This window comes from Okeania sp. SIO2F4 (assembly GCF_010672385.1).
Lineage (GTDB): Bacteria > Cyanobacteriota > Cyanobacteriia > Cyanobacteriales > Microcoleaceae > Trichodesmium.
Map to the genome: position 1 here is coordinate 1 of NZ_JAAHGT010001012.1, position 3,410 is coordinate 3,410.

General features: G+C 34.3%; 4 protein-coding genes. All 4 read left to right on the plus strand.

Annotation, left to right across the window (positions count from 1 at the left end; genetic code table 11):
• The first annotated feature begins 933 nt into the window (after positions 1–933).
• The 4 genes from F6K22_RS36410 to hypA all read left to right on the plus strand — a co-directional run bounded on the left by F6K22_RS36410 (position 934) and on the right by hypA (position 3,171).
• Positions 934–1,221 (plus strand): hypothetical protein, encoded by a 288-nt coding sequence (locus F6K22_RS36410; protein ID WP_293109537.1) that lies wholly within the window; start codon positions 934–936, stop codon positions 1,219–1,221.
• A 341-nt stretch (positions 1,222–1,562) separates the two neighbouring features.
• Positions 1,563–1,985 carry a PDDEXK family nuclease gene (locus F6K22_RS36415; RefSeq protein ID WP_293109538.1) on the plus strand — a complete coding sequence of 141 codons (423 nt, stop codon included), beginning with the start codon at positions 1,563–1,565 and terminating at the stop codon, positions 1,983–1,985.
• Between the two features lie 268 nt (positions 1,986–2,253).
• Entirely contained in the window at positions 2,254–2,451 is a 198-nt protein-coding gene (locus tag F6K22_RS36420; protein ID WP_293109540.1) for a hypothetical protein, read from the plus strand.
• Positions 2,452–2,826: 375 nt separating this feature from the next.
• Entirely contained in the window at positions 2,827–3,171 is a 345-nt protein-coding gene (gene hypA, locus F6K22_RS36425) for a hydrogenase maturation nickel metallochaperone HypA (protein ID WP_293109541.1), read from the plus strand.
• Positions 3,172–3,410: the final 239 nt, after the last annotated feature.

Consider the following 3,410-nt stretch of genomic DNA (forward strand, 5'->3'; position numbering starts at 1 on the left):
TGTTGGGTTGAGGAACCGAATCCCAACAAAAGCTTGCTACTTTTGGCACCGAGCGTATTGTAGATATGTTAGTAGGAGACCAACTACCAAGAATTTGTTAAAAACTATTCCGGAACACAAAAGGGATGAGCAACCCCTTTTAAAATTCAACGACTATTAGACATCTCCAGGCTTTTGTTGGGTTGAGGAACCGAATCCCAACAAAAGCTTGCTACTTTTGGCACCGAGCGTATTGTAGATATGTTAGTAGGAGACCAACTACCAAGAATTTGTTAAAAACTATTCCGGAACACAAAAGGGATAAGCAACCCCTCCTAAAATTCAACGACTATTAGACATCTCCATAAAAGAGGGAGTAGGGAGTAGGTGGTAGGGACGTTGCATGCAACGTCCGTACAGAGTAGGGGGAAAAAATTGATAATTTATGTGGAATAATTGATTTGATTTTTTATTATTGGAAATGTCTATTAGTACCTCTGGAATAAGGAGGCTTGAAATTAGGAAAATTTGCCATTTTTAGATTTACTAATTAATATCATGTCCGGATAATTAGCGATCAAAAAACTTATCATGAGTGCTTCAACAGTAAATCTTTCTATTTTCCCTACTCCCCTATTCCCCTACTCCCCTACTATCTTAATTATAAGTATTCAACCGGACATGATATAACAGCCCAGTTAATGTTAATTATTCTTATGTTTACTTCCCCTCCTGGAAGGGGTTAGGGGTGGGTTCCCCACTCCCCTACTCAATAGCAAAATTGAAAAGTTTTTGAGAAATGCTATTAATGGTTGAAGTTCAAAATTTGAATATTTACAGCACTTTTGAGGATAGTGAGGTACAGTTGCAAGACTATTCTTGTATTTCCTGTTCCCTGTTTCCTAGAGCAATAAAACTTTGTACCTCCAAGACTAGAAAACTGCTATAAAGAACATGAAAACTTTTTTTGATGCTAAGATTGAGATTATAGAAATTAATAAGTATCAAGAACGTCCTGGATTTTCCGATAAGTATCATCTGGTTAAATTCTTACTTCAGTCAACCGGAATAAATTCGTTTGAAGTTAATATTTGGGTTCATTCTAATTATCCAGAAGCAGAAATAATTAAAGTTGCTAGAACTTTTTTAAATCGTCGTTTACAAGATTTTGTGGAATTAACAAGTGAGGATATTTATACACCTGATGAAGTTGATGCCTTGTGGCAGTCTTTCAACAATTAATAATTAATAATTAATAATTGATTTATATCATGTTCGGATAAACACTAACTATAAAGTCATTGCGACTGGAACGGAGTGGAAGGAAGCAATCTCACGGGTTTGAGATATCTCTTCCATCTATATCCTAATCATAACTATTCAACCGAACATGATATTACAGCACTTTTGAGGATAGTGAGGTACACTTATAGGACTATTCTTACATTCCCTATTCCCTATTCTTACACTCCCTATTCCCTATTCTTACACTCCCTATTCTTACACTCCCTATTCCCTATTCTTACACTCCCTATTCCCTATTCTTACACTCCCTATTCCCTAATTAATAAAGGAAAAAAATTATGTCTACATCACCAACACAAACAAATATTCAATCATCCCCCAAAAGTTTCAAAAATCAACCAGAAGATTTTGAATTTATAGAACCAGATATTAGTGATGTTATTACTGAGGATGATACTCCTGTGGATAGTTTAATTACTGAGAAACAACAACGACTATTAACTACTACTTTATACAGTTCTTTTTCAACAGACTTACCATTTTTAGCAACTGCGAATGTCGGGCTTTTTTACGGCAATAAAATCCCACCACTCGTACCAGACGTTCTCCTCAGTTTACGAGTCAAAGTACCGGAAGATTGGAGTCAAAAACAGAATCGTTCTTATTTTGTATTTTCTTTTGGCAAACCTCCAGAAGTAGCTATCGAAATTGTCTCCAATAAAATCGGTAATGAGCTAGGTAGTAAATTACCGAAAAATTAATAATTAATAATTAAATAATTCGCGCCTTGAAGCCTCCCCTTGGATAGGGGAAAACAAAGAAAATATTCCTTATATTCAATTCCGTAACGGTTTTAACCTTCTTGTAATTATCAATTATCCATTATCCATTATCCATTAATGAAAAGATTATGCTTTTGCTGCGGTTGGTTATTATGTCGTTTTTGACCCACTAAAACAACTTGGGGAAACTATTTTACGAGTATATGAATTACGAGGTAATAGTTATGTAGAGCTAGGAAATTTCTATTTGTCTCAAGTGGGATTGGGTTTAATTATTTGGCATGGTATTTTTGAAGGAAAAGAATATGATTGGTTGAGATGGTGTGATGAGTTGGGTAATATTTTGTTAACTGGAGATGAACGAGCCGAACAGGAAAAACAACGAGCTGACCGACTAGCAGAACTTCTCAGAGAAAGAGGTATTAACCCTGATGAAGTTTTGTAGTTAAAAAATGTGGTGGGCGATCGCCTACTACTAATATCATTTCTCAAAAACTTTTCTACATTTTGTTGAGCAGGGGAGTAGGGGAGTGGGGGAGTAGGGGAGAAGCAAACATAATAATAATTAACATTAACTTAGTTAAAATTAGCAAAAAAGTGATTGAGCTTGTACCGATCAGTTAACAACTGAAGTATTGCCCAAGTATAGCACTAATGCATGGGAATTGGTATAATATTTTTTGGGGAGAGAGAAAATAGTTTTTTTTCATCAGTAAATATAAATAGTCTGGAAGTGAATTTTTGAGGCTGAAAATTATCTCCCTATCTTCTAACTTTTAGCTGAAAAATTACCTGAAAAACTGGAGGAATTATTGTAAATATGCACGAATTAGGAATCACTCAAAATATTGTTGCTATAGTTGCTGAAAATGCTCAAGATAAATCAGTCAAACGAGTCACTTTAGAAATAGGAGAACTTTCTGCTATTATGCCTGATGCTATTGAATTTTGTTTTGATGTTTGTACAAAGGGAACTGTTTTAGAAGGTGCAAAATTAGAAATTATTAAAATTCCCGGTTTAGGAAAATGTCGTCAATGTGGAGCAGAATTTTCTCTAGAGCAACCATTCGGTATTTGTCATGTTTGTAACAGTGTGGAAATTGATATTATTAAAGGTCAAGAACTTAAAATTAAGGAAATGGAGGTAGAAGAATTATGTGTGTAATATCAAAAAAATTGAGGCAAACCTCAAATTAACTACTTCAACTTTTGCTGTTCAGTAAAATTTACGCTATATAATCAGGACTTACGCAAATATACTATATATAGAGTTCAAAAACTATAACGTTATAGTTTTTAACGCTATATCTGTGGTCTCGTGCGTAAGTCCTAATAATGTAAGACAATATTTGTTTATGTTACTCGATAGTAAAATGTTCAATAACCCAATTACTTATAGGAAAT

Coding starts and splice junctions, on each gene's coding strand:
- F6K22_RS36410 (WP_293109537.1), top strand. CDS start 934: ATGAAAACTTTTTTTGATGCTAAGATTGAGATTATAGAAATTAATAAG.
- F6K22_RS36415 (WP_293109538.1), top strand. CDS start 1,563: ATGTCTACATCACCAACACAAACAAATATTCAATCATCCCCCAAAAGT.
- hypA (WP_293109541.1), top strand. CDS start 2,827: ATGCACGAATTAGGAATCACTCAAAATATTGTTGCTATAGTTGCTGAA.